This window comes from Dyella soli, assembly GCF_054482295.1.
The window spans coordinates 2,071,948-2,097,126 of sequence record NZ_JBTFFU010000001.1 but is presented as its reverse complement, the minus strand read 5'-3'; the positions used below and the strand labels follow the sequence as shown (position 1 = coordinate 2,097,126).

At 65.0% G+C, this 25,179-nt stretch carries 24 protein-coding genes; 14 read left to right on the top strand and 10 right to left on the bottom strand.

Features of this window, described 5'->3' with window-relative positions; genetic code table 11:
* Nucleotides 1-2: 2 nt before the first annotated feature.
* The 3 genes from ACXU4B_RS09645 to ACXU4B_RS09635 all read left to right on the top strand — a co-directional run bounded on the left by ACXU4B_RS09645 (nucleotide 3) and on the right by ACXU4B_RS09635 (nucleotide 3,536).
* Entirely contained in the window at nucleotides 3-554 is a 552-nt protein-coding gene (locus tag ACXU4B_RS09645) for a DUF4386 domain-containing protein (RefSeq protein ID WP_240734098.1), read from the top strand.
* A gap of 464 nt (nucleotides 555-1,018) precedes the next feature.
* On the top strand, nucleotides 1,019-2,434 hold the full coding sequence (locus ACXU4B_RS09640) for an MBOAT family O-acyltransferase (RefSeq protein ID WP_131409957.1): 1,416 nt from the start codon (nucleotides 1,019-1,021) through the stop codon (nucleotides 2,432-2,434).
* Between the two features lie 70 nt (nucleotides 2,435-2,504).
* Complete coding sequence (locus ACXU4B_RS09635; protein WP_458910862.1) at nucleotides 2,505-3,536, top strand: hypothetical protein; 1,032 nt, start codon at nucleotides 2,505-2,507, stop codon at nucleotides 3,534-3,536.
* 146 nt (nucleotides 3,537-3,682) lie between these two features.
* Here ACXU4B_RS09635 and ACXU4B_RS09630 read toward each other — a convergent pair whose 3' ends face one another.
* The 3 genes from ACXU4B_RS09630 to ACXU4B_RS09620 all read right to left on the bottom strand — a co-directional run bounded on the left by ACXU4B_RS09630 (nucleotide 3,683) and on the right by ACXU4B_RS09620 (nucleotide 8,004).
* Nucleotides 3,683-4,756, bottom strand: a complete 1,074-nt coding sequence (locus ACXU4B_RS09630; protein ID WP_458910861.1) for a hypothetical protein — start codon at nucleotides 4,754-4,756, stop codon at nucleotides 3,683-3,685.
* A gap of 227 nt (nucleotides 4,757-4,983) precedes the next feature.
* Entirely contained in the window at nucleotides 4,984-7,569 is a 2,586-nt protein-coding gene (locus ACXU4B_RS09625) for an ATP-binding protein (protein ID WP_131409953.1), read from the bottom strand.
* Nucleotides 7,570-7,653: 84 nt separating this feature from the next.
* Nucleotides 7,654-8,004: a DUF4242 domain-containing protein gene (locus ACXU4B_RS09620; RefSeq protein ID WP_131409951.1), complete on the bottom strand. Its 351-nt coding sequence runs from the start codon at nucleotides 8,002-8,004 to the stop codon at nucleotides 7,654-7,656.
* A 344-nt stretch (nucleotides 8,005-8,348) separates the two neighbouring features.
* Between ACXU4B_RS09620 and ACXU4B_RS09615 the strand changes: the two genes are divergently transcribed.
* Nucleotides 8,349-9,437 (top strand): catalase family peroxidase, encoded by a 1,089-nt coding sequence (locus ACXU4B_RS09615; RefSeq protein WP_131409949.1) that lies wholly within the window; start codon nucleotides 8,349-8,351, stop codon nucleotides 9,435-9,437.
* On the top strand, nucleotides 9,437-10,039 hold the full coding sequence (locus ACXU4B_RS09610; RefSeq protein ID WP_131409947.1) for a cytochrome b: 603 nt from the start codon (nucleotides 9,437-9,439) through the stop codon (nucleotides 10,037-10,039). The genes ACXU4B_RS09615 and ACXU4B_RS09610 overlap by 1 nt, the downstream gene beginning before the upstream one ends.
* A 33-nt stretch (nucleotides 10,040-10,072) precedes the next feature.
* Here the strand turns inward: ACXU4B_RS09610 and ACXU4B_RS09605 are convergent, their stop codons facing one another.
* The 5 genes from ACXU4B_RS09605 to ACXU4B_RS09585 form a co-directional block, all read right to left on the bottom strand.
* Complete coding sequence (locus ACXU4B_RS09605; protein WP_131409945.1) at nucleotides 10,073-10,537, bottom strand: nuclear transport factor 2 family protein; 465 nt, start codon at nucleotides 10,535-10,537, stop codon at nucleotides 10,073-10,075.
* A gap of 78 nt (nucleotides 10,538-10,615) precedes the next feature.
* Nucleotides 10,616-11,446, bottom strand: a complete 831-nt coding sequence (locus tag ACXU4B_RS09600) for an alpha/beta fold hydrolase (RefSeq protein ID WP_131409943.1) — start codon at nucleotides 11,444-11,446, stop codon at nucleotides 10,616-10,618.
* Nucleotides 11,447-12,191: 745 nt separating this feature from the next.
* Complete coding sequence (locus tag ACXU4B_RS09595; RefSeq protein ID WP_131409941.1) at nucleotides 12,192-12,824, bottom strand: M23 family metallopeptidase; 633 nt, start codon at nucleotides 12,822-12,824, stop codon at nucleotides 12,192-12,194.
* Between the two features lie 38 nt (nucleotides 12,825-12,862).
* Nucleotides 12,863-14,329 (bottom strand): FAD-dependent monooxygenase, encoded by a 1,467-nt coding sequence (locus ACXU4B_RS09590; RefSeq protein ID WP_131409939.1) that lies wholly within the window; start codon nucleotides 14,327-14,329, stop codon nucleotides 12,863-12,865.
* Between the two features lie 418 nt (nucleotides 14,330-14,747).
* On the bottom strand, nucleotides 14,748-15,929 hold the full coding sequence (locus ACXU4B_RS09585) for an FAD-dependent oxidoreductase (RefSeq protein ID WP_131409937.1): 1,182 nt from the start codon (nucleotides 15,927-15,929) through the stop codon (nucleotides 14,748-14,750).
* Between the two features lie 149 nt (nucleotides 15,930-16,078).
* Between ACXU4B_RS09585 and ACXU4B_RS09580 the strand changes: the two genes are divergently transcribed.
* The 6 genes from ACXU4B_RS09580 (at nucleotide 16,079) to ACXU4B_RS09555 (ending at nucleotide 21,058) form a co-directional block, all read left to right on the top strand.
* Nucleotides 16,079-16,537: a MarR family transcriptional regulator gene (locus tag ACXU4B_RS09580; protein ID WP_205746544.1), complete on the top strand. Its 459-nt coding sequence runs from the start codon at nucleotides 16,079-16,081 to the stop codon at nucleotides 16,535-16,537.
* A 103-nt stretch (nucleotides 16,538-16,640) separates the two neighbouring features.
* Entirely contained in the window at nucleotides 16,641-17,105 is a 465-nt protein-coding gene (locus ACXU4B_RS09575; protein ID WP_131409933.1) for a cupin domain-containing protein, read from the top strand.
* A 487-nt stretch (nucleotides 17,106-17,592) separates the two neighbouring features.
* The gene (gene dusA, locus ACXU4B_RS09570) at nucleotides 17,593-18,564 is read left to right on the top strand and encodes a tRNA dihydrouridine(20/20a) synthase DusA (RefSeq protein WP_131410515.1); all 972 of its coding nucleotides are present in this window, start codon (nucleotides 17,593-17,595) and stop codon (nucleotides 18,562-18,564) included.
* 97 nt (nucleotides 18,565-18,661) lie between these two features.
* The gene (locus ACXU4B_RS09565; RefSeq protein ID WP_131409931.1) at nucleotides 18,662-18,982 is read left to right on the top strand and encodes a hypothetical protein; all 321 of its coding nucleotides are present in this window, start codon (nucleotides 18,662-18,664) and stop codon (nucleotides 18,980-18,982) included.
* Complete coding sequence (locus ACXU4B_RS09560) at nucleotides 18,982-19,674, top strand: response regulator transcription factor (protein WP_131409929.1); 693 nt, start codon at nucleotides 18,982-18,984, stop codon at nucleotides 19,672-19,674. The genes ACXU4B_RS09565 and ACXU4B_RS09560 overlap by 1 nt, the downstream gene beginning before the upstream one ends.
* Nucleotides 19,640-21,058, top strand: a complete 1,419-nt coding sequence (locus ACXU4B_RS09555) for an ATP-binding protein (protein ID WP_131409927.1) — start codon at nucleotides 19,640-19,642, stop codon at nucleotides 21,056-21,058. The genes ACXU4B_RS09560 and ACXU4B_RS09555 overlap by 35 nt, the downstream gene beginning before the upstream one ends.
* Nucleotides 21,059-21,321: 263 nt before the next feature.
* Here ACXU4B_RS09555 and ACXU4B_RS09550 read toward each other — a convergent pair whose 3' ends face one another.
* Both ACXU4B_RS09550 and ACXU4B_RS09545 read right to left on the bottom strand, forming a co-directional pair.
* On the bottom strand, nucleotides 21,322-22,089 hold the full coding sequence (locus tag ACXU4B_RS09550) for a M90 family metallopeptidase (RefSeq protein ID WP_131409925.1): 768 nt from the start codon (nucleotides 22,087-22,089) through the stop codon (nucleotides 21,322-21,324).
* A gap of 12 nt (nucleotides 22,090-22,101) precedes the next feature.
* Entirely contained in the window at nucleotides 22,102-22,323 is a 222-nt protein-coding gene (locus ACXU4B_RS09545) for a hypothetical protein (protein WP_458910860.1), read from the bottom strand.
* Nucleotides 22,324-22,665: 342 nt separating this feature from the next.
* On the opposite strand from ACXU4B_RS09545, the gene ACXU4B_RS09540 reads away from it, so the two are divergent.
* From ACXU4B_RS09540 to ACXU4B_RS09530, 3 genes are read left to right on the top strand one after another with little or no spacing between them, the layout of a single operon-like run.
* Complete coding sequence (locus tag ACXU4B_RS09540; RefSeq protein ID WP_131409921.1) at nucleotides 22,666-23,637, top strand: biotin--[acetyl-CoA-carboxylase] ligase; 972 nt, start codon at nucleotides 22,666-22,668, stop codon at nucleotides 23,635-23,637.
* Nucleotides 23,634-24,392 carry a type III pantothenate kinase gene (locus ACXU4B_RS09535; RefSeq protein ID WP_131409919.1) on the top strand — a complete coding sequence of 253 codons (759 nt, stop codon included), beginning with the start codon at nucleotides 23,634-23,636 and terminating at the stop codon, nucleotides 24,390-24,392. The genes ACXU4B_RS09540 and ACXU4B_RS09535 overlap by 4 nt, the downstream gene beginning before the upstream one ends.
* Before the next feature lie 36 nt (nucleotides 24,393-24,428).
* Nucleotides 24,429-25,133: an SPOR domain-containing protein gene (locus tag ACXU4B_RS09530; protein WP_131409917.1), complete on the top strand. Its 705-nt coding sequence runs from the start codon at nucleotides 24,429-24,431 to the stop codon at nucleotides 25,131-25,133.
* The last annotated feature ends 46 nt before the right edge of the window (nucleotides 25,134-25,179 follow it).

The following is a 25,179-nucleotide window of genomic DNA, read 5'->3' as shown; positions in this document are numbered from 1 at the left end:
ACATGTCGGATCGGTTCGCAGAAGCCTCGCCGCGCCTGATGGCCAGGATCACAGGCGTGGTCTATTTGCTGTACTTTCTGACCGCCATCGCCGCCGAGGTATGGGTCGGTCGAGGGCGACCGCTTGCCTACGAGGTCGTCACACTCGCAGCGCACCTGCTCTATGTCGCCCTGACGCTGTTTCTCTACGTCATGTTCAAGCGGGTGAACGCGAAACTTTCCCTGCTGGCGGCGCTTTTCAGTCTTGCCGGATGCGTTGTCGAGGTCCTTGGCATCTTCCACGTCCTTTCGCCTGGTGTCGGCTCGCTGGCATTTTTCGGGCCCTATTGCCTGCTGATCGGCTACCTGGTCTTCAGGTCAAGCTTCCTGCCGCGGCTGCTTGGCGTGCTCCTGATGCTCGCCGGTCTTGGCTGGCTGCTCTTCCTGACGCCACTCGCCAGCCATGTGGCAAACGGACTCAAGGTGCTTGGATTTGTCGCCGAGCTATCGTTTTGCCTGTGGCTTATCGTGATGGGCGTTGATGCGACGAAATGGCAGGAAAGGACCGACGCCTGACCGCTGGCGCGCACTCGCGGCTCGAAGGTATCGCAGCGAGCTACAGCGAAGAACATGCCTTCGTGCATGCCTCCGTCCAGGGCAGGCAGCTCGAAAGTGGATCGTGGATGCAACAAGCATCCGCTCGCTCGAGGCCTGCTCCGATTGCCTGCGCCTCGATGGAGTGGCCCAGCGACGCTGTCGTCCTGGCTGCGCGCCATCACGAAGTGTTACATCGCTGATACGGTCAGCTCGTGTTGTCGCCGAAGGCTCGTCGCGATCGGCACGACAAGACAAGACACGTGGCACAATGGCTTGCCGCGCCTGCGGTGGCGGATCATCGGCACACGCGCTGCTGGTCCGTTGATCGAACCTTCGTGTCGATCAACCAGCGACGGATCGCCTTGCAGAACCGCGCTCTCATGCATGCAAGCCTGCCGTAGATCCCGCTACTCCACCGTTCGGAAAAGTGCAGGGGGTCGGTGATGGTTTTCAACTCGCTCACGTTCATCGTGTTCTTCGCGGTCGTGCTGCTGTTGCACTCGTTGCCGTTGAACTGGGTGACGAAAAAAATCAATCTGCTGATCGCGAGCTATATCTTCTACGCGGCCTGGAATCCGCCCTTCGTGATCCTGCTGTGGATCTCGACCGTGGTCGACTGGTACGCCGCGCAGGGCCTGGTGCGCGCGCAGAGGCCTGCCAGCAGGCGCGCCTGGATGCTGCTGTCGGTGGTGGCGAATGTCGGCATGCTGGCCTACTTCAAGTACGGCAGCTTCCTGCTCGCGAACTTCAGCGCGTTGATGGCGGGGCTTGGCGTGGACTACCGGCCGCCGGCGTACGACATCGTGCTGCCGGTGGGTATCTCGTTCTACACCTTCGCCACCATGTCCTACACGCTCGACATCTTCCTGCGGCGCGCGCAACCGGCGCGAAATTTTCTCGACTACGCGCTGTTCGTGACGTTCTTTCCGCACCTGGTGGCCGGGCCGATCATGCGGCCAACCGAACTGGTGCCGCAGTTTGCGCAACCGCGTCGCGCCAGTTCGAGCCAGCTGCGCTTTGGCCTGGCGCTGATCACGCTGGGACTGTTCCAGAAGGTGGTGCTGGCGGACAGTTTCCTCGCCCATCCGGCGGAACTGGTGTATGACGGTGCCGCGATTCCGGGCGCACTCGACGCCTGGGTGGCCACGCTGGCCTTCAGCGGCCAGATCTTTTGCGATTTCGCCGGCTATTCGACCACCGCGATCGGTGTCGCGATGTGCCTTGGCTTCGCCATGCCCGACAACTTCCGCTTCCCGTATGCGGCGATCGGCTTTTCGGACTTCTGGCGACGCTGGCATATCACGCTGTCGTCGTGGTTGCGCGACTACCTGTACATCCCGCTTGGCGGCAATCGCCACGGCGAGCCGCGCACTTACCTGGCGCTGATGGCGACGATGCTGATCGGCGGCCTGTGGCACGGCGCCAGCTGGACCTTCGTGGTGTGGGGCGGGCTGCATGGCTTGTATCTGTCGGCCGAGCGGGCACTGCGCACGCGCTTTCCCGGCTATCGGCCCGGCCCAATCGCGCTGCTGGGGTTCGGCTTGCTGACCTATGCGTTGATCAACGTGACCTGGGTGTTCTTTCGCGCCAAGACTTTCGGCAAGGCGGGCGTCGTGCTGGGCGGAATGTTCGGGCAGAACGGCTCGGCGGCTCCGATCCTCGACACGGTGTATCTGGTCACGGTCAGCGGGATCATCGCCGGCATCGTCACCGCCCACTGGCTGATGCGCACGCGCACGCTCGAGTCGGTGGTCGCGCGCGCGCCGACATCGGTGCTTTCGGTCACCTGGGCCCTGATGGCCTTCGCGATCATCATTTCCCAAGGAACTGGCAATGCATTCATCTATTTCCAGTTTTGAACGAGCGGGCTTCGTACGCCTGACGGCGTCCGATCGGCCCGGCGTCGCGCAACCCGTGCCCGAGAGGGATGTGCCCGAGCGCCCCTGGCGTGGCATCTTCATTGTCGCGCTCGTGTTGACGGTGCTGCTGCTGGCGGCGTGGGAGTGGCGCTGGCGGGATTTTGGCGCCACCCCGGGCTACCGCAACAGCAACGGCCTGTGGGCGATGCAGCGTCGTCGCATTGACCAGGGCGAGGGCGATGCCACGGTGCTGATCGGCGCGTCGCGCGTGCTGTTCGACGTGCAGTTGCCGGTGTGGGAACGCCTGGCGGGCAGCCGGCCGATCCAGCTAGCGCTGGAAGGTACCTCGCCGCTGTTTGCACTCGAGGACCTTGCCGACGATCCCAGGTTTACCGGACGCTTGCTGGTGGGCATTGCGCCGGATGTGTTCTTCAGCGGCTTCCAGTATCGGCCCGGCCTGGTCAAATACTTTCGCAAGGAGACGCCGACGCAGCGGGCCGGGCAGTGGCTGTCGATGCACCTGGTCGAACCCTATCTCGCCTTCGACGATCCCGACTTCGCGCTGTTCACCGTGCTGAAGCGCCAGGCCTGGCCGGTGCGGCCCGGACGGCATCCGTTTGTCGACGTGCGCAAGCTGATGACGATGGAGGCAGATCGCAACTGCCATCTGTGGAGCAAGGTGGAAACCGATCCGGAATATCGCGATCTTGCCAGGCAGATCTGGATGCAACGCTTTGGTCCGCCGCCACCCGGCGCACCGACGGCAGCCGAGATGCCGGGCATCATCAAGGAGCAGATCACGCGCACGGCGGCGGCGGTGGCGAAGTTGCGTGCACGCCACGTGCAAGTGCTGTTCGTGCGGATGCCGAGCGCTGGTCCGTACCTGGCTTTCGAGAACAAGGTCTTTCCGCGCGAGAAGACCTGGGACGTGCTCATCGCCAGTACGGGCGCACCCGGCATCTTTTTCGCGGACTACCCCGAACTGAGCGGGTATGACCTGCCGGAGTGGTCGCATCTGTCTGCCGCCGATGCGGGGCGCTTCACCGCCTCGCTGTATCCGATCATCGAACGGGAGTACTGGCCTCGCGAGCAAGCGCGTTGAGCGAGGGCCGTGGAGTCAGGCGACCGACGGCAGGAAGGCGAGCATGCTCACGCATGCGTTGCGCGGCCTTGCCGTCGGAACGCGGCTCCGCAGCGTGTTCTTCGCGAAGTCGTCGCAACCTCGGTTTCGCGACATAGCGGAACGCTTCAGGTCTTTTTCGAGCGCTGCGGCCTGGTCGCCTGCTCGCAGCTGGCGCGGAAGTCACGGAGCTGGGCCTTGACGGGGTCGAGCTCGAGCGCGAAGCCATAGCGCACCGCGCCGCCCTTGTCGCTCAGCCAGGCGCCCATCGAGCGCGCCGCCGTCAGATGCGCCAGCTGGTCCAGCGGCACGGGACGAGTGATGACCACCGACTGGTTGACCGCGCTGATGCTCTCGCGTTCCTCCTGCAGGAAGGGCTGCAGGTCGATCTCGAAATAGGAATGCGCCCCGCGCGCCGCGATCCGCCTGGAGCGCTCGCCGCCAATCATGTAGTACGCCGTCAGCGTCAGTCCGTCGGGCTTGCACAGCATGGTGATCCGATGTTCGCCATCGCGGGCCGTCTGGCTCAGGGTCAGATACGGCGCGCCCGACATCAGGTGATAGATCGCCGTGGGCGGGAGCCGCCCGTTGTTGGCCAGTCCCGTCGACATCATCTGCTCGGCGGAGAGCCAGGTGACTTCACCGCCTGAACTCGCAGGGTCCCGCGCGAGTGCGGCCGGGCTGACGCCCATGTCCTTGAGATAGGAATCCAGTGCATCCGCCGCCCGGCCGTCGTCACCCGCCTTCTGGCCGGCCGCGTCGACAGGTTGCACGCCGAAGCGGTCGTTGCCCGACGGTGCCCAGCGGTACAGGCCGCCCATGTAGGCATACGAACAGGCGTTGGTGCAGAGCGCGGTGGTGGGCGGCGCGCCCGAACGCAATGGGCGCCTTGGTGTGCCCAGGTGGGTGGACATGGTGCCGGAACGGAACAGTCGCCCCAGGCTCAGGCCTGCATTGAGGTCGCCGCCGGGCGAGTTCAGATAGACGTCGGAACCCGGCGGTATCTTCGACGACCTCATCAGGGCAGCGAAGCGGTTGGGCGCATCGGCATCGATGACGCCGAACAGATAGACCTGCGGAACCTTGGCCGCCGCCAGCGTGAAGCGGTCGTCGTTGATCTGGATGGACAACTGGCCAGCGGCCGATGCCTGCGACGGGTGCCGGGTGGTTCCTGGTTCGCCATCCCTTGCATGGATCGTCATGGCCACGCCGACGCCGATCACCAGCGATGCGATGCCTGGCCAGCAACGCGCGCGTCGGCGGCAAGGGGAGGGGGTATCAGCCTGCATGAGTCGCACCGACGGAATCTCGCAATAACAGTCGCGCAGTTTCCCTTGTTTCACATGGCGCGCAGGTGAACGCGGCGCCGCTCGCACTACGGGCAACAACCATGCCAGCGCGCATCGCGTCGCGCGCACGCCTTCGGGCCTCAGTGCACGCCGCCAACGCCAAGCCGTCCGGCCATGGCGACGGCTTCGCTGCGCGTACGCGCATCGAGCTTGCGCAGGACCGCCGAGACATGATGTTCGACGGTTTTTTCCGAGCGTGCGATGCGACCGGCAATCTCCATGTTCGAGAGACCTTGCGTCAGCAGGGCCAGTATCTGCAGCTCGCGAATGGTCAGTCCGGCCGGGTTCGCCGTGGTGCTGGCGCGTGGGCCGCGCGCCATGCCTCGCACCCCGGCGCGATAGAGACACTCGCGGCAGCGCCGCAGCGAGGCGGTGGCCTCCAGCGCCGACAGCGTGGCGAGCGCTTCGATCATGCCGGCCTCGTCGCCCTCCAGCAGCGCGAAGGCGCGCTCGTAGGGGCAGCCGAGTGCCTGCCACGCCAGGGCGGCTGCGTCCCATCGGCCTTCGCGCTGAAGCGCGTAGGGCGCGTCGATCTCGCCCGTGGCGTGCCAGTGTCCATGGGTCCAGCGACACCAGAACAGCAGTTCGCCCAGCGCGCGCGGATCGTGGAGCCGTTCGGCCAGTTCACAGGTTTGTTGCACGATCGGGTCGGCGGTGGCGTCCTCGTCGCGCAGCCATGCGGCCTCGGCGCGCGCGGCCGCGACCGGCGCCAGCCGCTGCAGTTCGCCGGTGGCGCAGGCGATCTCGGAGACTTCCTCCAGCAGATCGTCGGCGCCCGGATCGCCACGACGCATGCGAATGCGTGCCAGCACGGTCATGGTCGGAATGCGCGTGACGATGGTGACGTCAGGTCGTGCAAGCAGCTGGTCGGCGAGTGCGGCCGCGGCATCCCAGCGGCCCTGTTCGAAATCCAGGCGCGCCTGGTAGGCCATGACATAGTGTGACCAGGAGTCGAGGTCGTGCTCGCAAAAATAGGCGCCGGCGCGGCTGATGAACCAGCCCGCGGCAGCATAGTCGCGGGTCGTCACGGCCGTGCTGGTGAGGTTGGCGTAGGCCCGCGCCACGTGCTCGCCGTAACCGTGCTCGAGCGCCAGCGCGAGGCTTTGCTCGAGCATGGCCATGCCTTCGCGATGGGCGCGCGCGGTGAGCGCCGTGCCCACGTTGTTGAGCGCGTGCGACAGTACCTCGTTGTCGCCGTGCCGTGTCGCCAGTTCGATGGCCCGCTTGCCCCAGGCGATCGCCTCGCCGGTGTGGCCCGCCAGCATGTGCAGCTGCGAACGGTTGCTCAGTGCCCATGCAAGCTCGGTTTCGTCGCCCTGCGTTTCCAGCAGGCGCACGGAAAGATCCGCATAGGCCTCGGCATCGGCATTGCTGCCGACGAACCAGCACATGCGCGAGAGCCAGCGCAGCATGTGGCCTTCCTGGCGCCGGTTGCCCAGCTTGCGCCAGATCGCCAGCGCGGAAGCGCAGGCATGGGTGGCGCAGTCGATCTGGCTGGTGAGGTAGCACTCGTAGGCATGGCGTTCGAGCAGTTCGGCGCGCTCCTCGTCGGACAACCGCTCGGGATGCGCGAGCGCCTTTCCATACAGCCACGCGGCGTCGCAATGCGCGCCATGCATCGCCGCATCGGCCGCAGCCCGCGGCGCGTACTGCATCACCGCGGCTGCATCGCCCGCGCCGGCCGCGTGGTGCACCAGTCGCGCCAGCGGAAGCTCGCCGCCGCGCGCTTCCAGATAACGCAGCACGCGCTCGTGCAGGGCCGCCGCCACCGGGTGCGGCAAGGCCTGCTCCATCGAGATGCGCGCCAGTTCGTGCCGATAGGCATAGGTGCCGCCCTGCGACGACAACAGGCCCGAGGCCAGCGCCGCGGAGATGTCTTCGCGCGTGGGCGCCAGCAGCGCATCGACCATCGACACGTCGACGCGAGCCGGCACGATGGCGGCAAGATCGAGCAGGGCGCGCACGGCAGTCGGTTGTCGCGCCGCGCGTGCCAGCACGGCGTCACGCACCGTGGCCGGCAGGCCGTCGGCGCTCAACGCCTCGGTAACGAAGAACGGATTGCCGCCCGTCGCGGCGAACAGCCCGTCCGACGAGCGGCCGGTCCGATGGGCCATCTCGCCCACTGCCGCTTCCGACAGCGGCAGCAGCGGAATGCGCACCGCCGCATCCGTCGGCAGGTCGCCGAACAACAGGCGCAGCGGGTGCCGCTCGTTCAGTTCATCGTCGCGGTAGGTCAGCACCAGCAGCACGCGGGCATGCTGGATGCGTCGCGTCAGGTACTTGACCAGGTCCAGCGTGGCGGCATCGGCCCAGTGCAGGTCCTCGAGCACGATCAGCGTGGTGCCGTCGAACTCCTTCAGATCGGCGAGCAGGGACGCGAACAATTCCATGCGGCGTCCCTCGCGCCCGAGCAACTCCTGCGTCTTCGCGCTGAAGAGATCGGCCATGTCGTAGAACGGGCCGAGCGGGCGCGGGGAGAACAAGGCCTCGCACCAGCCGAGCAGAATACGACCATCGACATGCGCGGAGGCCAGGCACTGCACCACCGACGTCTTGCCGATGCCGGCTTCGCCGTATACCAGAGCCGTACGACCAGCGCCTTGCCGCGCCAGCTCGAGAGCGTCCAGCAGACGCTGCAAGGCGTAGTCACGTTCGATCAGTTCCACCGCGTGAACTCCTGGGAACCGGTCGATTGTCGCACTTACCCGTGACGGGCAAGAGACGCCGATTCTCCTAGGCCGTTCGCGCTATCAGAGGAAGTAGCGGAACGGGCGCCACGGTGCCCGATAGACCGTACGGTTGGCGGAGGCCCTGCTCGCTCCGGCCATGCTGAGATAGAAGTACGGGTTGAGTACCGAAATCTCGGTGATCTGGTTCACGGGCAGCTCGTTGCGGCGCGCTACCTGGCGAATGGCTTCGGGCGTGGGTGCATCGTAGACGCAGAAAGTCCGGGTCTTGTCCTCGCTCACGTACGAGTGGAGCCAGGTGACGCCTTCCTCGGCGTTGGTGTTGACGATCTCCACGCACTTGGCGGCACCGGAAGCATTGGTGGGCAGCGAGAGCCCGTCGGGGAAGGAACGTTCGACGATATAGCGCGGCATGACGATTTCCTCGTGGTATGCAGCTCGTGCTCAAGCTGCAAGGCCAGACTACGGATCCACGCGCCGCGCCACATCGGGAGGGTTACCCAGATTGGTCGTCGCCACCCCTCATTTTGCGCCGTGCCGATTTCCGGCCTGACCGGCGCACGAGGAGGCGACGACAAGCATGCCTGTCATGTCCTGTTTCGCCGCAGGCACGCCGGGAACGGCTTTCGCGTTGCGCTCGCAAAGCGCCTGCGACAATGGCGGCGCCGGGGCATGACCCCGTTGCGCGCGGGTAACCCTGCACGGTGGTCGGGCGAATCTGTTCTTGAGCACAGTCATTGCCAGGTGGGGAGCGTTCCATGTCCGAATCGTTTGAGGTCGCACGCCGGGCACGACAGCCGTGGCGCTGGGCGGTGATCGCTGCCGCGGTGCTGCTGCTCGCCGCGGCCTTTGCCTTTGTGGGTGGCTGGCTCAGCCCGCAGCGGCTGACGCCGCACCGCATCGTGGATGCCCTGCAAGAAAACGGCGGCCTGCACCCGGGCTATCGGCGCAATCACGCCAAGGGCGTTTGCGTAGGTGGCTATTTCGAAAGCAACGGCACGGCGGCGGTGTATTCCACCGCGACGGTGTTCGCCGCGGGGCGCACGCCGGTGGTGGGACGCTTTGCGATTCCCGGCGGCAATCCTTATGCGCCCGATAGTGGCACGCAGGTGCGCAGCTTGGCGTTGCGTTTCAGCCTGGCAAACGGCCAGCAGTGGCGCACCGCGATGAACAACATGCCGGTGTTCGTCGTGGCCACGCCCGAGGCCTTCTATCAAATGTTGCAAGCCGGTCGGCCCGATCCCGCCACGGGCAAGCCCGATGGCGCGCGCATGGGTGCCTTCTTTGCCGCGCACCCGGAGACCGCAGCGTTCCTGACCTGGGCGAAAGCGGTGAAGCCATCGGCAAGTTTTGCCACCGACAGCTACTACAGCCTCGATGCGTTCTACCTGGTCGACGCATCCGGCCAGCGCCATGCCGTGCGCTGGCGCGTGGTGCCCGAGGCCAGGGACGATGGCAGCAACGTGCCTGACGCCAGTGACAACGATTACCTCGCGCAGGACCTGCAACGACGCCTTGCCGCCGGTCCGCAGCGCTGGCATCTGCTGCTGACGCTCGCGGCGCCGGGTGATCCCACCAACGATGCCACCAAGGCGTGGCCTGCGGATCGCCCCACCGTCGACGCCGGTACGCTGGTCATCGACAGCGAACAGGCGCAGGACGGTGGCCCGTGCCGCGACGTGAACTACGACCCCACCATTCTTCCCACTGGCATGCGCATCTCCGACGACCCGCTGCTGCCGGCGCGCTCGGCGGCCTATGCCGATTCGTATCTGCGTCGCACCAGCGAGGAAGGCCATCTTCCCGGTGCAGCCAGCGCCGGCGCACGCCGATCGGAGCGCAAGTGATGAACGCACGCACATCCTTTCATCCGCTGGCGCGCCTGCTCCACTGGACCATGGCGTTATTGATCCTGGCGATGTTGTTCATCGGCGTGGGCATGGTCGATACGTTGGCGCCCAGGCACCAGTGGCTGCTTGCCATCCACAAGCCACTGGGGCTGGCGATTTTCCTGTTGGCGCTGATTCGCCTGGGAGTGCGCCTGCGCAATCGCCCACCGGCGCTGCCGGCCGACATGCCGGCGTGGCAACAGTTCTTCGCGCACGCATCGCACTGGGCTCTCTATGCCCTGATGCTGGCGATGCCTCTGATCGGCTGGGCCATGCTGTCCGCCGGCGGCTATCCCATCCTGTCGGGACGTTCATGGCATCTCCCCGCCCTGCTGCCGGCCGACCCGACGCTGTTTGCGTGGCTGCGACTGGCACACCGTTACGTGGCGTACCTGTTCTTCCTGACCATCCTCGGGCACATGGCGGCAGCGCTCTATCACGCGCTGATCCGTCGCGACGATGTCTTCCCGAGCATGACTGTCGGGGTCAGGCCCACGGTGGTCGCCACCCAGGAAGAGGCCGCGCCGGCCGCACCGCCGCCCGGCGACGCCGCGGCCTGAAGTGCCGGGCACAGGGCCCCGCGTCGTGGCCGTCTAGAAGCCCAGGTCGGACAGCGCGGGATGATCGTCGGGGCGGCGCCCGAGCGGCCAGTGGTATTTGCGATCCGCTTCGGCGATGGGAAGGTCGTTGATGCTGGCAAGGCGTAGCCGCATCAGCCCCTCCTCGTCGAATTCCCAGTTCTCGTTGCCGTAGCTGCGATACCACTGCCCGCTGTCGTCGTGGCATTCGTAAGCGAAGCGCACGGCGATGCGGTTGTCACGGAAGGCCCATAGCTCCTTGATCAGGCGGTAATCGAGTTCGCGCCGCCACTTCAGCGTCAGGAATGCCTCGATCGCCTCGCGACCCTTGATGAACTGGTTGCGGTTACGCCATTGGCTGTCCAGCGTATAGGCCTGCGACACCAGCGCGGGGTTGCGGGTGTTCCAAGCGTCTTCTGCCAGGCGCACTTTCTGCGTTGCGGTTTCCAGCGTGAACGGGGGCAGGGGTGGTCGGCTCATGGCGTTCTCCTCCAGGCGTTGTGGGCCATGGATGGGCGGTGCAGCCTCCCGCGTCCGTGCGGGGAGGCAGCACGTGACTCAGCCCTTGATGAAGGCGAGCAGGTCCGCGTTGATCACATCCGCATGCGTCGTCGGCATGCCGTGGGGGAAGCCGGGGTAGATCTTGAGCGTCGCATTCTTTAGCAGTTTGGCCGATAGCACGGCCGCGTCCTGGTAAGGCACGACCTGGTCATCGTCGCCATGCAGCACGAGCGCAGGCTGCGTGATCTTCTTCAGGTCGTCGACGAAGTCGGTCTCGGAGAATGCCTTGATGCAGTCGTAGTGGGCCTTGGTCCCGCCCATCATGCCCTGTCGCCACCAGTTGTTGATGATGCCTTCCGACGGTTTGGCGCCGGGCCGGTTGTAGCCGTAGAAGGGACCTGATGCGATGTCCAGGTAGAACTGGGCCCGGTTCGCCGCCAGTTGTGTGCGAAAGCCATCGAACACTTCGATGGGGAGGCCGCCCGGGTTGTCCTTGGTCTTGACCATGATGGGGGGCACGGCGCTGAGCAGTGCGATCTTCGCCGTGCGCTCCATGCCATGGCGCGCCACGTAATGCACCACTTCGCCACCGCCGGTGGAGTGCCCGACGTGCACGGCGTTCCTCAGATCGAGTGCTTCCGTCAGCGCGGCGAGATCCGCCGCGTAGTGGTCCATGTCGTTGCCATCGGGTGTCTGCGTGGAGCGCCCGTGTCCGCGCCGGTCATGGGCGATCACCCGGTAACCGTGGCTCAGGAAGAACAGCATCTGCGCATCCCAGTCGTCTGCCGTGAGCGGCCAGCCGTGGCTGAAGACGATGGGCTGCCCGCTGCCCCAGTCCTTGTAGAAGATTTCAACGCCGTCTTTCGTAGTGATCGTGCCGCTGCCCATATGTATTCCTCAGGTGGTCGAATGTGCCGTCATGGCGGTTGCGTCCATCTCTGCGCCAGGCGCGTGTCTCGCCCGCTGCTTCGGCGGGAGACGCGTGGGGTTCGCAGAGCGCGCGCTGCCCTTGGCCTGATTCACCAGGCCAGGCAGACGCGCGGAGAGGCATGTCGCCAGAACGTCATGCTTTTTAGCGAAGACGATGTCTAGGGCGAATCAACACCGTCGGCGATGGCGACGCACGGCCATGGGTTGTGGCCTGGGCAGCCAGGCGGAGCCGGGCCGGAGCTCTGGCCCACGAAGGGGCGTCGTGGGGTCGTTGCGCCAGCGCATGTGCGACTTTTGGCCCGATCCGGAGCTTCCATTGCGTGCCGGGATGCCGGCGAGAGGCCGTGGCGATGCTATCCGGGTAAAATATTCAGCATGCATGGCATCAATCGAACCGACTTTCGCCTATTGACGGCTCCTATGATGGATCGAACCGAAATCGCATAGTTATGCGGCTTTCTGGCCATCTGGTGCATTTCTGGTGCATCAAGATTGTCCGCAATGTCGTCGATTAACCAGACTCGGTCGCTGGTAGAACGCGGGAACGTTTCGGCGGAAACGCGTTGACAATGTAGCCGTTCGAGTCACTTGCACCGTGGTGGTCAGCGGTCGCCGTTCGACCCCTTGCGGACCTTCGCGAAGGGCAGCTATGCGGTAGCCTACAGACGTGATCTGTTCTGAGGAGCCGATCAAGTACTGAACCTCAGCAAGGCCGTGCTTGATAGGTGGCCCCTTTCACAGCGAAGCCTCCAGGGACTCCGCAAAAGCGCGGGTTCCGCTCCCGCTTTCCATTTTCGTTATCGGTTAAGAATCCCCCCGAATCGATGGGTTTCTCGGGGTTGGGAATGGCTACCTCGAAGTGCACGTGGTCAAGCATCGAACAACCCACGGCACCCTCGTCGCCCAGGTACTGTCCCGCCTTCACCCAGTCGCCGACTTTGAGTCCGGCCTCCCTGGTGACCGTGTTGTGGGCGATATGCGAATAGTTCGTCCATTCGCCATTTGGATGAGCAATCCAAACATAGTTGTTGTGACAGTCCTTCGCCGCGCGCCCTGACTGTTGCTCGCTGTATCCATCCTGGATGGCCACGATACGCCCCGATGCTGCTGCCACTACGTGATAAGGAGCTTGGCCGTCGACCGCGAACAGGTCATTGCGGCCGGACGGCCGATGGGTGAAGAAATCGTCAAAGACTTTGACGCGCGTTCCATCGGCGAAAGGCAATCGATAGATATTCTGGCTGGGCGTAAACGCAGGTTGCTCAGTCTGTGCCAGTGAAGAGCCTGACAGAGTACAAAACAATGCAAGTCCAACGAAGATCGGATGGATACGCATAATATTTCTCCTTCAACATCTACCCTGCACCGAGTGCGCTACGCCGAAGCAGGCGGTCCGAACCAAGTGGTCAGGGCGTCACGCAGACTCTGGTCCGTGTCGTCTCCGACCCACGCCACGTGTCCGTCGGGCCGAATCAATACGGCAGTAGGAGCAGCGACCGCGCCGATTACCGGGAGCTCCCACGCACCAGCGTATCGAGTGTCGATCCGTTGAACGCGATCCGCCCATGGAGCGATGTCGAGGGTGCCGGGTTCGCCGAAATTGAGCAGGACGGGTCGGGCATCGTGCAGCAGCGTGAACATGCGCCGCGCGCCGTTTTCGGTGACCAAGTCAAGATCGGGCATGCGGCGACCGAGCAGAGGATGTCCGGTACCCAGGTCGTAGTGAATGTCTAGACCAGACATCATCGCGGCGTATCGCTTGCGCGGCTCGTCCATCGAAAGCAGCTCCGACATTTTCTCGTGTAGAGCCTTCGTCCGTTCGTCGCCGCGCCCTAGCGCCGTTTGCGCCAAGGTGTTCTTAAGTACGCGCGCACCGACCGGGTGCCGCTCGGCCTCGTAGGTATCGAGCAGGGTTTGAGGTGATATGCCTTTGGCCACTTGGGCCAGCTTCCATCCCAGATTCACAGCGTCGTGGACACCGATGTTGAGTCCTTGTCCACCGGCCGGCGAATGCACGTGTGCCGCGTCGCCGGCCAAGAGCACGCGTCTGTCTCGATACGACGTCGCCTGCCGTGCCGCGTCAGTGAACCTCGAGAGGAGCGTGACGTCGTGAACGCCGAAGTCGTTCCCGTAGACGGCGATGAGCGCCTCGCGAAGATCGTCCACAGTCGGCTCGCTGCCTTGCCTGACCTGCGGTTCGTTCACCACCACGCCCACTCGCTTCCCATCCTCCAGCTTGCGCATTGCATTGACGCCCCGATCATTGCGGCGGATGCCCCATGCCGGCTCCTCGGTCATCTCGGCCTCGGCGATCAGGTAGCTGACGGATGGTTCCCACCCCGCGAAGTCGATGCCGGCGCTCTTGCGGATGAGGCTGCGGCCGCCGTCGCATCCGACCAAGTACTTCGCTCGCAACGAACGACCGTCGGACAACTCGACGTCGACGCCGGTGTCATCCTGGGCAAAGCCCGTCACCTCGACTCCGCGATAAATCGGTACTGCCAGTTCGTCGACCCACGCGGCCAGCACGCGCTCGATGCCCTCCTGAGGCAGCGCGAGCCCATAGTTGTGGCGCGTTGGGAAATCGCTGATGTCGAGCGGAATCATCGCAAAGCCCGCGACTTGCATGATCTGCCCTTGCGTGAGGAAGCGCTCCGCGACTCCACGCTGATCGAGCACCTCGATGGTGCGTGCATGCAGACCGCCCGCACTCCGGCCGGGGACATCCTGTTTGACGCGCCGCTCGAAAACGACGACATCTATGCGCGCAAGCGCGAGTTCGGCTGCCAACATCAGCCCTGTCGGACCGCCTCCGGCAATCACCACTGCATGCTCAGTCATAGCCGCACTCCGACGAGCATCACGGCCGCGGTCAGTGCATCACATCCCTTGGCACCGAATGCTCGTAACTTCTCCACAAATCCAACCCATTGGTTCAATGCTCCTGCGCGATTCATGTTCGTTAACAACACTCTCATTCCGCCACACCCGATTTTGTAAGTTAATTTTGACTGGCGATTAAGACTCATGACCGGGGGCTTGCCACAAGCCCCCGGTGGATTAAGATATTGGTAGGGGCAAGAGCGGATTCTCTCCATACGGTTTCGTCCACTGCGGACGAACAGCCTTTTTGCAAGGCGAGGAGAGCCGCGAGATCATCGATCCGGGAGGATCTCCAGTAAACCATTCGATCTAGTCGCGGAGCACAAAGTTCCTACATCCGCGTCATCACACCGCCTCTCTCCGAGGTTCCGCGGAGCTAAGCGCAGGCGACCTGTGGCACTTCGTATTCGTATACCCAAGCCGTGCGCGCGGGACTAGCAAAGACCTTCAATGCCAGCGGCATTAACTGGTCGCGCAGCCAGCGAGCGACAGGATTCTTGGGCGCGTTCTGCGCGCCAGAGCGCCGCGACCAGGCGACGATCCGCTCGACGCGCGATTTCCGCACCTGTTGAAAACGCTGTAGAGCGGGCTCCACGTCAGCACCGCGCTGTACCTTGCTCAGGCAGTTGGCGAGCCAGGCACTGTCCTCGAGCGCCAGCGAAGCGCCTTGTCCGCCGTGTGGCGCTGTAGCATGCGCAGCATCGCCAATCAGCACCGCGCGACCGCGCGACCAATTCGGCAAGGTCGCGATGTCGTGGATGTCGGTGCGACCGAAACTGTTCCACGGCGCCCTCAGGATCTTATTCACAACCGGACCGTCATCGGCATGCACTTGCAGTAGCAAGCGACGCCACGCGTCGGCATCGAGCAAGTTGTCACGCTCCAGCGTGGCCGCGTCGAGGTTGCTGAACCAGTAGACCTCGTGCGATGACGAAATAATGTAGCCAAAGGACGCGCGGAGGCCGAACACCATCTGCATACCCTGTGGCGTGGGTGCCAGATCCTCGCAGTATGTGAAGCCTCCACAACTTGCCAAGCCGGTCGGCGCTGGCGCTCTTGCGAGGGGAAACAGAGCATGGCGAACGCAAGAGTGAATGCCATCGGCACCCACGAGTAGGTCAGCCGTGGCACTGCTGCCATCGGCGAAGTGTGCCCGCACGGCGTCGTTGCCGAGCTCGAGCCCAACGAGCTTGTGCGCGTAGTGCGTGGCGATGCCGTTGCGTCGCACTTCCTCGCGCAGAATGCGATGCAGCTCGCTGCGCTTGATCGTCACGCCGCAATGCCGGCCGTTTCCGAAGCGAACTTCGCCTAACGTACGCGCCGAGCTGTTGACGAACTGCAAAGTTGGCATTGGCAACGACGATGCACACAGACGGTCGCCCAAGCCCAGGGCTTCCAGCACGCCGACGCCATTGGGCGCCAGACCGAGGAACTGGCCTGCTTCGTCCTGAGTACCCGCGGAACGCAGCTCGTGAATTTCTGTCCGGATGCCGATACGCTGCAGGAACAAAGCAGTAGCCGGGCCGGCAACGCCGTCGCCTATGATCAGAGCTTTCATGATGGCGCTACTCCTTCTGTTAAGATTTCATGAAGGTAAGTATCTTAGTAACTAAGATACAGTGACTCTAAGAGACGGGAGTAACCATGTCAAGTGTCGGAACAAAGAAGGCAGGCTTGTTGCAGGCGCTAAACCGAGAGGTTCGCCGCATGAGCGCGCAGGGAGTGCTATTGAGCGCGGCGGTGGCCGAGCGGGTGGGACTGTCCAGTTCGGACCTCGAGTGCCTCGACTTCATTGTCATGGCTGGGCCAGAGGCGATGACGCCGGGCCAGCTTGTTGTAGCCACCGGACTCACGTCCGGAGCCGTCACGGGCCTGATCGATCGCTTAGAGCGCTCTGGTTTCGTGCGCCGAGAGGCCGACCCAGTCGATCGGCGCAAAGTGCGCGTCGTTGCTGTCGAGGCACGTGTGCGCCCAATCTTTGCCTACTACGAACGACTGGCGCAGCGAACTCAGGCGCTATGGGCGCAGTTCACCGAAGAGCAACTTCGCATGGTGCTCGACTTCACGCGACGCAGTATCGAACTGTCGGCTGAGGAAGCGACGCACATCCGCACTTTGCCGCCGCTAAAACACGTAGCGAAGTCAGCGCGTAAGGCGAATTCTTGATCACAGCGCGGCGCATCTGCATAGAGCGCTCGGGCTCGAGGAGTATTCGCCTCGAGTCGATTGTATGATCGTCCACCATCAGTTCCCACAGATCGAGAGTGCTATGCCCAAGATTGACAAGGATGCAGCGCCACGCAGCTCCGGCACACGGTACCCGCCTCCACATGACGAGCCGTGCAAGCTGCGCGAGTGGCGCCGCCTCGGCGATGCCGCGGGACTCACGCAGTTCGGCGTGTCTCTATTCCGGCTTGCTCCCGGCGTCTGGTCAAGCCAGCGCCACTGGCATTCACACGAAGACGAGTTTGTCTACGTACTGACAGGTGAACTCGTGCTCGTTACAGACAAGGGCGAGGACATACTGCGCGCCGGCGACTGCGCGGGATTCCCGGCAGGACAACGCGATGGGCATTGCCTGCAAAACCGCTCAACCGACGATGCCGAAATTCTTGTCGTCGGCTCACGCAATGACGAGGACCATGGCGAGTACTCGGACATCGACATGGTATTTACCTCCGGCCGCTACTCTGGCAAAAGTGGCTACAGGCATAAGGACGGGTCGCCATACTAACCACGTCGCGGGTACCAACGATGGGATATCGAACAAGCGACGGATGCCTAGCTTAGCGCGCGTTGTTCTGGTCCCGGCGTTGGCCGACAACTACATCTGGCTGCTGGCAGATGGTGTTGGCCACGATGCATCTCCGAGAAACTCCGAAATGAACGACAGCTACAGAGAAGTCTGTTCAATCAATTGAACTTCCGGTGTTGGCCGATAGTTGCCGGTCAACTGCAATGGCATCGCAGGCGAACAATGCCCATTTGCGACACATCCGCTGGCGGCGTAAATCGTTCGGAGCGCGCAGCGCATATCCCACGTATCATGGCCCGAGCCCATTGGACATTCGGCGCAACAGAGAAGCGGTGACGACTGATGGATTCGAAGGCGAATTGCAAAGGAAGCACAAGGATCACACTCTTCAGTTCGCACCAAACGCTTGCATCAATATAGTTTACTAATTAAGGTTCATATTTTTCTTTTTACACTTTATACCTTTATGGAAAATGGTCCATATTCCATTTGTATAGCCCCTATGATGGACTGGACCGACCGGCACTGCCGCTATTTCCATCGGCTGCTGTCGCCGCACGCGCGCCTGTACACCGAGATGGTCACCAGCGCCGCGCTGGTGCGCGGCAGGCAGCTGCGCCTGCTGGAACACAGCCAGCAGGAGCACCCGGTGGCCTTGCAGCTGGGCGGCAGCGACCCGCATGAACTGGCCGTGGCGGCGCGCTACGGCATGGACGCGGGCTACGACGAGATCAACCTTAACGTGGGCTGTCCCTCCGATCGCGTGCAGTCGGGCCGCTTTGGCGCCTGCCTGATGCGCGAGCCGGCGGTAGTGGGCGATTGCGTGAAGGCCATGCGCGATGCGGTGGATGTGCCTGTCACGGTGAAGTGCCGCATCGGCGTGGACGACCAGGACGAATACGCCGACCTGCAGCATTTCACCGAGACGATGATCGATGCCGGTGTCGAAGTGCTGGTCGTGCATGCTCGCAAGGCGTGGCTCAAGGGCCTCAGCCCGAAGGAGAACCGCGAGATCCCGCCGCTGGACTACGAACGCGTGTACCGGCTCAAGCGCGAGTTCCCGCAGCTGGTCATCGTCATCAATGGCGGCATCACCACGGTGGAAGACGTGCTGGCCCATCTGACCCAGGTCGATGGCGTGATGCTGGGCCGCGCGGCCTACCACGACCCCTACGTGCTGGCCCACGTCGAGGCGGCTCTGTACGGCGAGCCGCTGCCCACGCGCGAGGACCTGTTGTTGCGCATGCGCCCTTACATCGAGGCCGAGCTGGCCCGCGGCACCGCGCTCAAGCACATCACCCGCCACTTGCTGGGCCTGTACCAGGGCGAACCGGGTGCCCGCGGCTTCCGCCGGCGCCTGAGCGAGGGTGCCCATCTGGCGGGCGCCGACTGGGGGCTGATCGAGCAGGCCATGGCCCCGCAACGGGTGGCCGCGTGACGCCGCCGGTCCATCCGGTCAATATTCAGCCCCGGTTTCATAGTCTGAACGACGATGCCTACCGTTCCCGCCAGTTCACCTGGGCTTGATTAACGAAATGAAAACAATCCTGCGAACGTCGGCGCTGCTGATTTTGCTGTCGGCAAGCGCCGCCGTGCTGGCGGTGCAGACCGCTGAGCCGGCCATGTCGCTGGAGCAGGCCGTGGCCCAGGTGCAGCAGGAGACTGGCGGCAAGGTGCTGTCGGCCAGTACCGTGCGACGTGGCCGTGGGTCCTTTGAGCATCGTGTGAAGGTGTTGACCCCGACGGGTCATGTTCGCGTAGTGACCGTGACCACGGAAGCCAGCAAGGCCCCGGCTTCCACCGATTCGACCAAGAACCCGTCCGCTGACGGAGAGAGCAACAAGGAGAAACACTGATGCGCATCCTTTTGGTTGAGGACGAGGCGCCCCTGCGCGAAACGCTTGCGGCGCGTCTGAAGCGCGATGGTTTTGCCGTCGATGCAGCTCAGGACGGTGAGGAAGGCATCTACCTCGGTCGCGAGGTGCCCTTCGATCTGGCCATCATCGATCTGGGCCTGCCCAAGATGTCGGGCATGGACCTGATCAAGGCGCTGCGTGAGGCCGGCCAGCGTTATCCCATCCTGATCCTTACCGCCCGTGGCGGCTGGCAGGACAAGGTGGAGGGCCTCAAGCACGGCGCGGACGATTACCTGGTCAAGCCGTTCCACGTCGAAGAGCTGCTGGCGCGCATCAACGCGCTGGTGCGTCGCGCCAGCGGCTGGTCCAAGCCGGTGCTGGCCTGCGGCCCGATCAAGCTCGACACCACCGCGCAGACGGTGACGGTGGAAGGCAAGGTCGTCGACCTGACCAGCTACGAATACAAGGTGCTCGAGTACCTGATGCTGCACGCCGGTGAACTGGTCTCCAAGGCCGACCTCACCGAGCACATCTACCAGCAGGATTTCGACCGCGACTCCAATGTGCTGGAAGTCTTCATCGGTCGACTGCGCCGGAAGCTCGACCCCGAAGGCAACCTCAAGCCCATCGAGACGGTACGTGGACGCGGATACCGCTTTGCCATCCCTCGCAGCGAAGCCGAAGACGAGTGATCCAGCCCCGCCGCGCCGCCCGTTCTCGCTGGCGGGGCGGGCGGCGCTGGCCACCAGCTTCGTGCTGGCGGCGTTCCTGGGCGTGGTCGGGCTCACGCTCACGCGCACGGCTGCCGATAGTGCACTGAAGGGGCTGCAGGATCGCCTGCAGAACTTCGTCGTGGCCTACCTGGCGGGTACCGAAGTCGGTCGCTCGGGCAAGGTGTTGCTGCCGGACACGCCGCCCGACCCGAGCTTCTCGCGTCCGGGCTCGGGCCTGTATGCCGTGGCCATCGGCGACAACGGCTTCAAGTGGGAATCACCCTCGGCAATCGGGCGCGATTTCGGCTTCCTGCATCCGCTGCCGCCGGGCGACGGGAAGTTCGTCGGCCCGGTCGATACGCGCATGGGGCGCCTGTACTACTACACCTATGGCGTCGCGCTGGACACCTCGGAGCGTAAGTCGGTGCACCTCACCTTCATGGTGGCGCAGACCGAGGACCAGCTCGAAGGGCGCAATGCCGTGTTCCGGCGCAGCCTGATCTTCTGGCTGGCCTCGCTGGGCGTGATGCTGATCCTGCTGCAGATGTTGCTGCTGCGCTGGAGCCTTACGCCGTTGCGCAAGGTGGCCAGCGAAATGTCGCGCGTGGAACGCGGCGAGCGCGAACACCTGGGCGACCAGTATCCGGCCGAGCTCACCGGTCTTACCGAACGCATCAACGCCTTCATCGACAGCGAGCGCGAGCAGCGCGTGCGCACGCGCAACACGCTCGCCGATCTCGCGCACAGCCTGAAGACGCCGTTGGCGGTGATCCGCTCGCGGCTGGAAACCGTCAGCGGTGAATCGGACCTGCGCGACCACGCGCTCGACCAGGTACGCAAGATGGACGAACTGGTGGCCTACCAGCTCGCCCGCGCTGCGACTTCCGGGCGCCAGACCTTTGCGACCACCGCGATCCCGATCGCCGGTCATGCCGAGGACCTGGTGCAGAGCCTGGAAAAGGTCTACGCCGCCAAGAACGTGCTGTGCGAATTCGACATCGACGACAACGCCGCGTTCTACGGCGAGCAGGGCGACCTGCTCGAGCTGATGGGAAACCTGCTGGAAAACGCGTTCAAGTGGGCGCGTCACCGCGTGCTGCTGGTGGTGAAGATGCGCCCGGTGGCCGGGCGCCAGCGTCCAGGCCTGTGGCTGAGCGTGGAAGACGACGGTCCCGGCATCGACGACGACAAGATCGAGACGGTGCTGCAACGTGGCGTGCGCGGCGATGAGCGCGTGCAGGGGCACGGGATTGGACTTTCCATCGTGCAGGACATCGTGCGCGCCTACCAGGGCGAATTGAGCGTCGATCGTTCGCCCGAGTTCAACGGCGCGCGTTTCAGCGTGAAGTTGCCGCCGGGCTAACGGGGCCGGGGGATGTTTTGTTGTTGCGTCCCGCTCTCTTCTGGTTCGTGCTTTCAGGTCGTCACTCTTGCGAAGGCAGGAGTCAAGTGACTTCGCGTTTGGCATCTGTCTTTGCCGGGCTTCGCTCATCAAGATCGTTCGCGATGCACTGAACTGCTCCCTCTCCCCTTGGGGGAGAGGGTTGGGGTGAGGGGCCAATCTCGCGATACGGCATGTTGATACGCCGGTGCTGGCGCGTTGCGCCGTCAACGTCGGACACAACCTCAGCCGGGTGCCGGCGACGATCCGTAATAGGCGGCCAGCAGATCCGCCACCGACGGATCGGCGCGACGCAGTACACCCGGTTGCGACCAGTGCAGCTCGCTCACCACCGCGAAGAACTCGTCCGCGCCTTCGGTCGCGTAGGGATCGATCAATGTATCGCGGCCGCGCGCAATATCGTCGGAGAGATGGTCGAATGCGCGCTGGAACGCCACGATCCACTGGCGCCGCGCGATGTTCGCCGGCAAGGGCGGCACGCCGTCCGGTGGTCCGTCGAGCATGTCCAGCTTGTGTGCCATCTCGTGGACGACCACGTTGTAACCGTCCCACGGTCGCTCGAGGTCGAGTTGCACGTCGGCCAGCGAGAGCACCAGCGGGCCGCGTTCCCAGGCCTCGCCGATCAGCACGTCATCGCCTTCGATCACCACGCCGCTGTGCTCGTCGTGGTGGCTGCGGCGCACCTTGAACTCGCCGGGATACACCAGCACGTCGCGCCAGCCGCGCAAGGCGCGCGGGCCTTGTTGCACGGCGGGCAGGCAGGCCTGCATGGCAATCAGGGTGCGAAGGTGTTGGTCGAGTTCGGCCCCGGCGAGGGCGAAGAACCGCTTGCGCGCCAGGAAGACCGAAACCAGCTGGCGCAATTCGGCCTGTCGGGCCGCGTCCAGCCGGCAGGCCAGTGGGCACGCTTGCAGCGCGCGCTGCCAGTCCGGTTCAGCAAGAGGAGGAGGGGTGACGAAGGCGCTCAGGCGGCGCCACCAGGATGCCGCCACAGGCCGGGGGTGTTACTGGATCGAACCTGGCAGCAGCGATTGCCAGCCGAGGCTTGCGCGGCGGCCACGCGGAGCGGCGGCCGGGGCATTGTTGGAGGGGCAGTTTTCGCTGCTCGCTGACGACGAGGGCGTTGCGGGCATGGCGCTCTCGTGCGAAATGCCGAGGGCATCGCCGCCGCTGCCGTTGCTGCCGCCATCGTGGTTGCTGCTGGCGCTGTCCACCGAATGCAGCATCGAGCTCAGCTCCTGGGTGTCCGCATCCGCGGCCGACGCAGCATGGATGCCGCCGACACTCAGAATACAGCCCAGTAGGAACTTCCCGACGCCCATGGCGGCTCAACCCCTTGATCCGCAATACAGAGGCTGGATGCTGGCAGAAATGGGCGCCCAATGCCAGTGCCTGGGAGGCCCTCGGCGCCACCCGCGAGTCCCAGAAGTCATGGGACGCCAGCCATGCGCCGGCCTGTGGAGCGCTGGCGCGGCAGGCTAGAATCGGCGGATGCCACACCTCCATGCCCCGTGTGCACGCTTCCAAGGTGGTCGCCGACGCGACCGGCCCGGCATGGTCGTGCACTGATGCAAGCCCAGGACCTGCTGACCGCGCTGGCGGGTGGACAGACCGTGTCCGGCGCCCTGCTGGCCGAGCGCGCCGGGGTGACCCGCGCGGCGATCTGGAAACAGGTCGAGGCCTTGCGCGCGCGCGGCGTGCCGGTGGAATCGCGTGGCACCGCCGGCTATTGCCTGCCGTGGCCGGTGCAGTTGCTGAGTCTCGCCGAACTGCGCGCCGCACTGTCGCCGGCCGCACGCCAGCGGCTCGGCGAACTGGAGCTGCACTGGGAGATCGACTCAACCTCCAGCGAGATCCAGCGCCGCCTGTCGAGCTTGCCCGACCTCAGCGTGATGCTCGCCGAGACGCAGAGTGCCGGTCGCGGGCGACGGGGGCGTAGCTGGCTGTCGCCGCCGGGCATGAATATCTATCTCTCCTGCCTCAAGCGCTTCGACGCCGGCTTTGCCGCGTTGTCGGGGCTGTCGCTGGCCGTGGGCGTGATCGTGATGCGCGCATTGTCCGCGCTGGGCATCAACGGCGCTGGCCTCAAATGGCCCAATGACGTGCTCAGCCCGGACGGCAAGCTGGCGGGCATCCTGGTCGAACTGAGTGGCGAGTACCAGGGGCCGTGCGCGGCCGTCATCGGCATTGGCCTTAACGTGCGCCTGACGCCGGCGCTGCGTGCGCAGGCCGGCCAGCCGGTGCACGACCTGGCCGGCCTCGCCCACGGCGGAGCCCCGGATCGCAACCTGGTGGCGGCAGCGTTGATCGTCGCGCTGATCGAAGGGCTGGCGCAGTTCGAGCGCGAGGGCTTTTCCGCGTTCGTCGAGGAATACACCGGGCACGATCTGCTGCGTGGCCAAACGCTGCACCTGCAGGGCGCGCTGGGCGAGCTCGACGGTATCGGCGCCGGCGTGGATGCGCGTGGCGCCTTGCTGCTGCAGACCGCGGGCGGGGTGCGCTCGATCGACAGCGCCGATGTCTCGGTGCGCCGCGCATGAGGCTGCTGCTCGACCTTGGCAACACGCGCCTGAAGTGGGCGCTGCGCGATGCCGACGGCTGCCACGCGCAAGGTGCGGTGGGCTGGAACGAGGACGTCGCCCTGGTGCTGCACGAGGCCTGGCGCGAACTGCCGGTGCCCCGCGACGTGTTCGGCGCCTCGGTGGTCGACGGCGAGCGCGAGGCCTCGGTGGCCGCCGTGGTGTCGGCGCGCTTTGCCCGCGACTGCGCCTGGGTGCGCACGCCGGCCGAGGCGTGCGGCGTGCGCAACGCCTATGCCGAGCCGTCGCGGCTGGGCGTGGATCGCTTCCTCGCCATGGTGGCCGCGCGTGCCGATGGCCTGGCGCCCTGCGTGCTGGCCGGTGTCGGCACGGCCCTGACGCTCGATGCGCTGACCGCCGATGGGCTGCACCTGGGCGGACTGATCGCGCCCGGACCGCAGCTGATGCAGCAGTCGCTGCTCGGCGCGACCGCGCGCGTGCAGGTCGAGCGGCCGGGCCAGCTGCGCGACGTGGCCGACAACACGGCTGACGCCGTGGCCTCCGGTTGCTGGCATGCCGCGGCCGCGCTGATCGAGCGCTTCGTGACGCGCATGGCGCCGGCCCTGGGCGGCTCGCCAGCGCTGGTCCTGGGCGGCGGCGACGCCGAAGCCCTGCTGTTCCTGCTGTCCGTGCCCGCGAGCCTGAGCGCGGACAGCGTCCTGCGCGGTCTGGTCGTGTGGTCGGACGCACATTTCCCTCTTGCACCGGCTCTCTAGAATGCCGGCTGCTGTCATTTGCCTGACGGATCGACGATGTTCCTGCGTCTGCTGTTTGTCCTGCTGATTGCCCTCAATATCGCGGTAGGCGCCTGGTTGCTGCTTGGGCAGGACGACGTGCACGGCCGCAGTGCCAGCGATACGGGCGTGCCGACGCTGCGGCTGCTGTCCGAGCGTCCGCCAGCGCCGGCCGCCACCACGCCGGCTCCCGCCGCGCCCATATCGGCCACCGCGGCGGCGGCTGCCGCGTCCGCGCCGGCGCCGGCCCAGCCGGCTGCGCCGCGGCAGACCACCTACACCTGCATGGCGCTGGGCCCGTTCGCCACGCCGATTGACCTGCGCAACGCCCGCAGCGCGCTCAGCAGCCAGGCGGCCCGCATGCGCTCGCGCCAGGAACAGACCACCCAGACCACGGGCTGGTGGGTCTACCTCCCGGGCGCCGGCAATCGCGACAAGGCGCTGGAGCTGGGGCGCCGGCTCGGCGCGGCCAACGTCGGCGACTACTTCATCGTGAGCACCGGCGACCAGTCGAACACCATTTCGCTGGGCCTGTTCAAGGACCCGGCCAACGCGCGGCGCCGTCGCGACCAGGTGGTCAGCGCCGGCTTCCCGGCCCAGATGAGCGAGCGCACCGAGAGCGTGCCCGAGTACTGGCTGGACGTGGTCGTGGCCGACAACGGTCGCTCCGACTGGCGCGCCCGCCTGCACGGCGTGGGCTCGCACAGCACCGGCTGCTTCTGAGCCGGCTTTGGCCCTGATCTGCATGGGCCTGCTAGACTTCGCATCC

Bases quoted from the DNA above. Each gene is read 5' to 3' on its own strand.
- ACXU4B_RS09560 (WP_131409929.1), top strand. From the start codon at position 18,982: ATGCGCATCCTTTTGGTTGAGGACGAGGCGCCCCTGCGCGAAACGCTT.
- ACXU4B_RS09620 (WP_131409951.1), bottom strand. From the start codon at position 8,004: ATGCCGCGCTATATCGTCGAACGTTCCTTCCCCGACGGGCTCTCGCTG.
- ACXU4B_RS09575 (WP_131409933.1), top strand. From the start codon at position 16,641: ATGCCCAAGATTGACAAGGATGCAGCGCCACGCAGCTCCGGCACACGG.
- ACXU4B_RS09600 (WP_131409943.1), bottom strand. From the start codon at position 11,446: ATGGGCAGCGGCACGATCACTACGAAAGACGGCGTTGAAATCTTCTAC.
- ACXU4B_RS09645 (WP_240734098.1), top strand. From the start codon at position 3: ATGTCGGATCGGTTCGCAGAAGCCTCGCCGCGCCTGATGGCCAGGATC.
- ACXU4B_RS09540 (WP_131409921.1), top strand. From the start codon at position 22,666: ATGCAAGCCCAGGACCTGCTGACCGCGCTGGCGGGTGGACAGACCGTG.
- ACXU4B_RS09610 (WP_131409947.1), top strand. From the start codon at position 9,437: ATGAACGCACGCACATCCTTTCATCCGCTGGCGCGCCTGCTCCACTGG.
- ACXU4B_RS09640 (WP_131409957.1), top strand. From the start codon at position 1,019: ATGGTTTTCAACTCGCTCACGTTCATCGTGTTCTTCGCGGTCGTGCTG.
- ACXU4B_RS09630 (WP_458910861.1), bottom strand. From the start codon at position 4,756: ATGACGATCCATGCAAGGGATGGCGAACCAGGAACCACCCGGCACCCG.
- ACXU4B_RS09565 (WP_131409931.1), top strand. From the start codon at position 18,662: ATGAAAACAATCCTGCGAACGTCGGCGCTGCTGATTTTGCTGTCGGCA.
- ACXU4B_RS09530 (WP_131409917.1), top strand. From the start codon at position 24,429: ATGTTCCTGCGTCTGCTGTTTGTCCTGCTGATTGCCCTCAATATCGCG.
- ACXU4B_RS09605 (WP_131409945.1), bottom strand. From the start codon at position 10,537: ATGAGCCGACCACCCCTGCCCCCGTTCACGCTGGAAACCGCAACGCAG.
- dusA (WP_131410515.1), top strand. From the start codon at position 17,593: ATGGAAAATGGTCCATATTCCATTTGTATAGCCCCTATGATGGACTGG.
- ACXU4B_RS09535 (WP_131409919.1), top strand. From the start codon at position 23,634: ATGAGGCTGCTGCTCGACCTTGGCAACACGCGCCTGAAGTGGGCGCTG.
- ACXU4B_RS09615 (WP_131409949.1), top strand. From the start codon at position 8,349: ATGTCCGAATCGTTTGAGGTCGCACGCCGGGCACGACAGCCGTGGCGC.
- ACXU4B_RS09580 (WP_205746544.1), top strand. From the start codon at position 16,079: ATGAGCGCGCAGGGAGTGCTATTGAGCGCGGCGGTGGCCGAGCGGGTG.
- ACXU4B_RS09585 (WP_131409937.1), bottom strand. From the start codon at position 15,929: ATGAAAGCTCTGATCATAGGCGACGGCGTTGCCGGCCCGGCTACTGCT.
- ACXU4B_RS09595 (WP_131409941.1), bottom strand. From the start codon at position 12,824: ATGCGTATCCATCCGATCTTCGTTGGACTTGCATTGTTTTGTACTCTG.
- ACXU4B_RS09545 (WP_458910860.1), bottom strand. From the start codon at position 22,323: ATGCTGCATTCGGTGGACAGCGCCAGCAGCAACCACGATGGCGGCAGC.
- ACXU4B_RS09590 (WP_131409939.1), bottom strand. From the start codon at position 14,329: ATGACTGAGCATGCAGTGGTGATTGCCGGAGGCGGTCCGACAGGGCTG.